This window comes from Polaromonas sp., assembly GCF_039930745.1.
Lineage (GTDB): Bacteria > Pseudomonadota > Gammaproteobacteria > Burkholderiales > Burkholderiaceae_C > Polaromonas.
Genome location: NZ_JBDTTH010000020.1, coordinates 51,587 through 57,647, shown reverse-complemented (window position 1 = coordinate 57,647; position 6,061 = coordinate 51,587). Strand labels below are relative to the sequence as shown.

Annotated in this window: 7 protein-coding genes; all 7 read right to left on the bottom strand. The window is 61.6% G+C overall.

The window, feature by feature from the left end:
- The coding region (htpX, locus tag ABI660_RS09200) for a protease HtpX (protein WP_348067136.1) at window positions 1–791 on the bottom strand (791 nt) is incomplete at its 3' end.
- 293 nt (window positions 792–1,084) lie between these two features.
- Complete coding sequence (locus ABI660_RS09195) at window positions 1,085–1,834, bottom strand: DUF3025 domain-containing protein (protein WP_348067134.1); 750 nt, start codon at window positions 1,832–1,834, stop codon at window positions 1,085–1,087.
- Window positions 1,831–2,610, bottom strand: coding sequence for an NYN domain-containing protein (locus ABI660_RS09190; RefSeq protein WP_348067132.1), 780 nt, complete (start codon window positions 2,608–2,610; stop codon window positions 1,831–1,833). The genes ABI660_RS09195 and ABI660_RS09190 overlap by 4 nt, the downstream gene beginning before the upstream one ends.
- Window positions 2,610–3,653 (bottom strand): dihydroorotase, encoded by a 1,044-nt coding sequence (gene pyrC / locus ABI660_RS09185; RefSeq protein ID WP_348067130.1) that lies wholly within the window; start codon window positions 3,651–3,653, stop codon window positions 2,610–2,612. Before pyrC ends, ABI660_RS09190 begins: the two co-directional genes overlap by 1 nt.
- Before the next feature lie 119 nt (window positions 3,654–3,772).
- Window positions 3,773–4,510: an amino acid ABC transporter ATP-binding protein gene (locus ABI660_RS09180; RefSeq protein WP_348067128.1), complete on the bottom strand. Its 738-nt coding sequence runs from the start codon at window positions 4,508–4,510 to the stop codon at window positions 3,773–3,775.
- Window positions 4,511–4,613: 103 nt separating this feature from the next.
- Window positions 4,614–5,282, bottom strand: a complete 669-nt coding sequence (locus ABI660_RS09175) for an amino acid ABC transporter permease (protein ID WP_348067126.1) — start codon at window positions 5,280–5,282, stop codon at window positions 4,614–4,616.
- 1 nt (window position 5,283) lies between these two features.
- Window positions 5,284–6,039: an amino acid ABC transporter permease gene (locus tag ABI660_RS09170; RefSeq protein WP_348067124.1), complete on the bottom strand. Its 756-nt coding sequence runs from the start codon at window positions 6,037–6,039 to the stop codon at window positions 5,284–5,286.
- Window positions 6,040–6,061: the final 22 nt, after the last annotated feature.

The window sequence follows — 6,061 nt, the reverse complement described above, 5'->3', positions numbered from 1 at the left end:
CCCATGGCTTCCACCGCCTTGGGCAACTGGCCGGGCACCATGCCGCCCAGACGGGCCAGCGCGTTGATCATGGGTTGCTTCTTGCCCATCAGCTGCGCGGCGCCGGCATCGGCGCGGAACTCGCGGTGGCGTGAGAACCAGGCGACCACGATGGCGGCGGCAAAACCGAGCACGATATCGAGCACGATGGTACTCACGTAGTAACCGATGCCGGGGCCGGAATTGCTGCTGCTGCCACGGCGCAGGAAGCTGTCCACCGCATAACCAATCACGCGGCTCAGGAACACCACAAAGGTGTTCATCACGCCCTGGATCAGTGTCATCGTCACCATGTCGCCGTTGGCGACGTGGGCAATCTCATGGCCGAGCACGGCCTCGATCTCTTCACGCGTCATGCCCTGCAGCAGGCCGGTGGAGACGGCAACCAGCGAGGAGTTCTTGAAGGCGCCGGTGGCAAAGGCATTCGGTGCGCCCTCGAAAATGCCGACTTCGGGCATGCCAATGCCGGCGGTGGTCGCCAGCTTGCGCACAGTCTCGACAATCCAGGTTTCGTCAGCGTTTTGCGGCTCGTTGATCACGCGCACGCCCGAGCTCCACTTGGCGACAGGCTTGCTGATCAGCAGCGAGATGATGGCGCCGCCGAAACCGATGACCGTGGCAAACCCGAGCAGCATGCCCAGGTTCAGCCCCTGCGGCGTGAGGTAGCGGTTCACACCCAGCAGGCTGGCGACAATGCCCAACACCACCACAACGGCGAGGTTGGTCATGACAAACAAAACAATACGCTTCATGGATGCTCCGTGGAGGTCAGTAATTAACAAAGTGCCGCCGTATGGAGGCACTCCTGCGGAAAATGGGGAAGTTCCGGCCCAAATCAAGCCACAAGTGCAGTGTTGCACGCTATCTGGAACATAAAAGCGCATCTTTTGCGCCATGGCCGCGTTGCAAATCCGCGCGATACCCGGGGTATCGCTGTGGTTTGCGCCTTGCCCTGACCCAAAATCCATCGCATTTATTTATTCCATCAAGCACGCAACACTGCACTAGGTCTGACTGCGGCACAGGATTTTTTACTTGGTGTTTTTTACCTGGGCGGCCGGAATACGAAAGAGTCATCATAAAAGGAAAAGTTCTCGTTTTCCGGCCACCAGCCGGGCACGCCCAGCACCGGCAGCGGCGTGAAAGGCTTGGCGGCGAGCTTGTCCGCGCTCAGGTCGGCGGCTACCCAGGCATCCAGCTCCGCTATTGAATTCATAGCTGGTTGCTCCCGGTAGATATGGGCTGTGACGGGTTTTCGTGGGCAAACCAGCTTTTCCAGCAAGGCATGGCCGAACAGCACCAGCTGCGCCTCTTGCCACAGCGGGCGCAAATCGATAAACAACATGTGCCAGTCCTTGGCCAGCAACGCATCCCACAAGGGTTGCGGCGCCGACAGGAAGGCTGCGTTTTCGTCGAACACCGTCAGCGCATCGCGGACCGGCCCGCGCAAAGGGGCAACGCCTACGGCGGCGATTTGCGCTGCCTGCAAGCGGTTGAGCTTTTGCTTGGTGAGCGGGAAACGCAACCAGCACAGACCATTGAAAAAGTCGTGCAGGTTGTCGCGCGTCGGGACGGTGCCTGATTCAAAAATAAACTGCTCGTAGGCTTCGCCCGGTGGTAACCGGTCTTGCGGCACAAAACGCAGCGGCGCGGCCGCTTCCCGGTTCAAGGCCTCGTGGCATGGCGCACCGCCCAAAACGGCTTGCGCAACGCGTTGGCCGGGTTCACGCCAGGGCTCCAGCCAGGGCCGATCCCAATCGACAGGCAAAGCAGAACCCGGCGCGCCAGCGCTCATCCGTTCCTGGCTGCAGCCGGCCGGGACTGCCTCTTGTCGCGCACCATCACGGTGGACTTGCCTTCGTCAGCAATTTCGAAAAGCTGGGTCGCCACCAGCAGCTTGGTCAGCGTGGCGTAGCCGTAATTGCGATGGTCAAACGAGGCCTGGTTGGCGATCTGGGTCCCGACTGCCCCAACGCGCGCCCAGCCCTCGTCGTCGGCCGCGGCCTGTACGGCATTGCGCAGCAGCATGACCAGCTTGGCGTCCTGCTTGAGCTGCGCCGGCGTGGCACGCAGGGGCGCAGCGGCCACAGCGTCGGCTTCTTCCTTGCCGCCTGCCGGCGTGTCCACTGCGACCATGGGGCGGAGCTTGTCGAGGTACAGAAAGCGCGAACAGGCATTCACAAAGGGTTCGGGTGTTTTTTGCGCACCAAAGCCATAGACCGCGGCGCCCTTGGCGCGCAGGTGCATGACCAGTGGTGTGAAATCCGCGTCGGACGAGACAATGCCGAAGGCATCAGGCCTGTCGGTGTAAAGCAGCTCCAGCGCGTCGATCACCATGGCCATGTCGCTGGCGTTTTTGCCTTTGCTGTAGTCGAACTGCTGCATGGGCCGGATCGCGTGTTCGTGCAGCGCTTCTTCCCACCCCTTGAGCTCGTTTTTCTTCCAGTTGCCGTAGGCACGGCGAATGTTCGTTTCGCCGAAGGTGGAGAGTTCGTTAAGGATCAGGTCGATTTTGGAGGCCGGCGAGTTGTCGGCGTCGATCAGCAGTGCGACGCGCGGTTTGCGTTCCATCAGGACCTCCCGTTGCTAGTGAGCTTCCATGCCAGCGCTTCACCCGAGCGCAGGGGTTTGAGTTCGGCCTCGCCAAAGGCAAAACTCTCCGGCGGCGTCCAGCTCTCTTTTTTCAACGTGATGGTGCCGGTGTTGCGCGGCAGGCCATAGAAGTCGGCGCCATTGAAGCTGGCGAAAGCCTCCAGCCTGTCCATGGCGCCCACGGCGTCAAAGGCCTCGGCATACAGCTCCATGGCCGCATGGGCGGTGTAGCAACCAGCGCAACCGGTGGCGTGTTCCTTCAGGTGGGCCGGATGCGGCGCGCTGTCGGTGCCCAGGAAAAACCGCGGATTGCCACCGGTGGCCGCTTCCACGAGGGCGACGCGGTGGGTTTCGCGTTTGAGCACCGGCAGGCAGTAGTAGTGGGGGCGAATGCCTCCGGTAAAAATGGCGTTGCGGTTGTAGAGCAGATGGTGTGCCGTGAGGGTGGCGCCCGTAAAGCGGTTCGCCTCGTGCACATACTGCGCGGCCTCTTTGGTGGTGATGTGCTCTAACACGATCTTGAGTTCGGGAAAATCGCGGCGCAGCGGAATCAGCTGGGTGTCAATGAACACCGCCTCGCGGTCGAACAGGTCAATCTCCGGGCTGGTCACTTCACCGTGCACCAGCAGCAGCAGGCCCTCGCGCTGCATGGCTTCCAGGGTCTTGTAGGTCTTGCGCAGGTCGGTCACGCCGGCATCGCTGTTGGTGGTGGCCCCGGCCGGGTAAAGCTTGGCGGCCACCACACCGGCATCTTTCGCCCGCTTGATCTCGTCGGGGGGCAGGTTGTCGGTCAGGTACAGGGTCATCAGCGGCTCGAAAGCCGCACCGGCCGGCACGGCGGCCTGGATGCGCTCGCGGTAAGCGACAGCCTGCGCGGCCGTGGTCACCGGCGGGCGCAGGTTAGGCATGATGATGGCGCGGCCAAACTGCGCCGCGGTGTGCGGGACGACGGTGTTCAGAGAATCGCCATCGCGCACATGCAGGTGCCAATCGTCGGGGCGAGTGATGGTGAATTGAGTCATGTCGCCATTGTCCCAGACCGGCGCCTCGAAGGTCAGTGCCAGCGACCACCACGGAACCGGCGTCGCCGACCGTAGGTGGCGCCCCCCCGGCGGCCCAAAGAGCCGCCTCGGGGGCGTGCTCAATGCGCCAGGATCTTGTCCAGGAAGTCCTTGGTGCGCGGCTGGCGGTTCTCGGGGTGGCCAAAGAACTCGTCGGTGGAGCAGTCCTCAAGGATGCGGCCGCCCACATCAATGAAGATCACGCGGCTGGCCACCTTGCGGGCAAAACCCATCTCGTGCGTGACCACCATCATGGTCATGCCTTCTTTGGCCAGCTTGACCATCACGTCGAGCACCTCACCAACCATCTCAGGGTCGAGCGCGGAGGTGGGCTCGTCAAACAGCATCACGATCGGGTCCATGCTCAGCGCGCGGGCGATCGCCACGCGCTGCTGCTGGCCGCCCGAAAGCTGGCCGGGGTATTTGTCCTTGTGCGCCATCAGGCCCACGCGGTCCAGCATCTTGAGGCCGCGGGTCTTGGCTTCGTCGGCGCTGCGGCCCAGAACCTTGATCTGCGCGATGGTCAGGTTTTCGGTCACGCTCAGGTGCGGGAACAGCTCGAAGTGCTGGAACACCATGCCGACGCGGCTGCGCAGCTTGGGCAGGTTGGTTTTGGGATCGTGCAGGCCCACGCCGTCGACGAAGATCTCGCCCTTCTGGATCGGCTCCAGGCCGTTCACGGTCTTGATCAGTGTGGACTTGCCCGAGCCCGACGGCCCGCACACTACCACCACGTCGCCCTTGTTGATCTTGACGTTGCAGTCATTGAGGACCTGCACCGGGCCATACCATTTGGATACGTTCTTGATTTCAATCATGTTGATGTTCTCCAGGAATCAGTTGACGCAGGGCCGCCCCAAGGCAACTGCAGCCCTCTCGGGGGCAGCGCAGCACACGAAGTGGCAAGCGTGGGGGCGTTGTTCATCGAATGATGGCGATTTTTTTCTGCAGCATCTTCACCAGATACGACAGCGAATAGCAAATCACGAAATAGGCGACGGCGGCCAGGATGTAGGCCTCGCGCGTGTGGCTCAGGTTGGCGCCGGCGATCGAGAAGCCGTGCAGCATGTCATGCGCCGTGATGATGTAGACCAGGGAGGTGTCCTGGAACAGGATGATGGTCTGCGTCAGCAGGATGGGCAGCATGTTACGGAAGGCCTGCGGCAGGATCACCAGTTTCATGTTCTGGCCATAGCTCATGCCCATTGCCTGGCCGGCGAACACCTGGCCGCGCGGAATGGACTGGATGCCGGCACGCATGATCTCGCTGAAGTACGCCGCCTCGAAGGCGATGAAGGTGATGATCGCGGACCATTCGGCCCCGATCGACCGCCCGATCAGCATCGGCACCAGCAGGAAGAACCACAGCAGCACCATCAGCAGCGGGACGGAACGCATGCCGTTGACGTAGATGACGGCAGGCAATTCCAGCGCCTTGATGCCAGACAGGCGCATCAGCGCCAGCAGCGTGCCGAAAACAATGCCGCCCACGGTGGCCACAGCCGTCAGTGTCACACTGAAATAGAGCCCCTTGAGCACATAGCTGCGGAACACTTCAAGCGTGAAGAAGGAAAAGTCGAGTTCGGCCATATCAGTGTCCCCCGTTGCCGGTGGAGGCCACAAAGCCCGGAACCCGCACGCGCTTTTCAACGTAGGTCATGATCCGGTTGATGGTGAAGGCCGAGATCACGTAGAGGATGGTCACCCCCAGGTAGATCTCGACGCCGCGCGAGGTTTCTTCCCCAGCCTGCTGCGCAAAGAAGGTCAGTTCGGTGATGGACACCGCGTACGCCACCGACGAGTTCTTGAAGATATTCATGCTCTCGCTGGTCAGCGGAGGAATGATGATGCGAAACGCCATGGGCAGGAGCACATAGCGGTAGTACTGGAAGGTGGTGAAACCCATGGCCATGCCGGCATAGCGCTGCCCCTTGGGCAGGGCCTGAATGCCGGCGCGCACCTGTTCCGCGATACGCGCCGAGGTGAAGAAGCCGAGACCAAAGACCACCAGCGCCAGTTTGGGCGTCTGGGCAAACGCCGGAAAAAGAACAGGGATGACGTGGTACCAGAGAAAGATCTGGACCAGCAGGGGGATGTTGCGGAACAACTCCACCCAGAAATTGCCGATACGCATCAGCCAGGGGCTATCCGGCAGAGTGCGTATGGTGCCAATGAGCGAGCCGACGATCAGCGCGATTGCCAGCGAAAAAAGCGACACCTCGATAGTCTGCACCCAGGCGGACAGCAGCCAGTCGAGATAGGTCTGTGTCCGGCCCGAGCCGAAGCACCCAGCCACCTTCTCCCGGTCAATCGTGTCCAGGCAAAAAATCTGCCACTCCAGACTCATGACTTCTCCTTGTTGTTATGGA

Coding starts and splice junctions, on each gene's coding strand:
- ABI660_RS09195 (WP_348067134.1), bottom strand. CDS start 1,834: ATGAGCGCTGGCGCGCCGGGTTCTGCTTTGCCTGTCGATTGGGATCGG.
- ABI660_RS09190 (WP_348067132.1), bottom strand. CDS start 2,610: ATGGAACGCAAACCGCGCGTCGCACTGCTGATCGACGCCGACAACTCG.
- pyrC (WP_348067130.1), bottom strand. CDS start 3,653: ATGACTCAATTCACCATCACTCGCCCCGACGATTGGCACCTGCATGTG.
- ABI660_RS09180 (WP_348067128.1), bottom strand. CDS start 4,510: ATGATTGAAATCAAGAACGTATCCAAATGGTATGGCCCGGTGCAGGTC.
- ABI660_RS09175 (WP_348067126.1), bottom strand. CDS start 5,282: ATGGCCGAACTCGACTTTTCCTTCTTCACGCTTGAAGTGTTCCGCAGC.
- ABI660_RS09170 (WP_348067124.1), bottom strand. CDS start 6,039: ATGAGTCTGGAGTGGCAGATTTTTTGCCTGGACACGATTGACCGGGAG.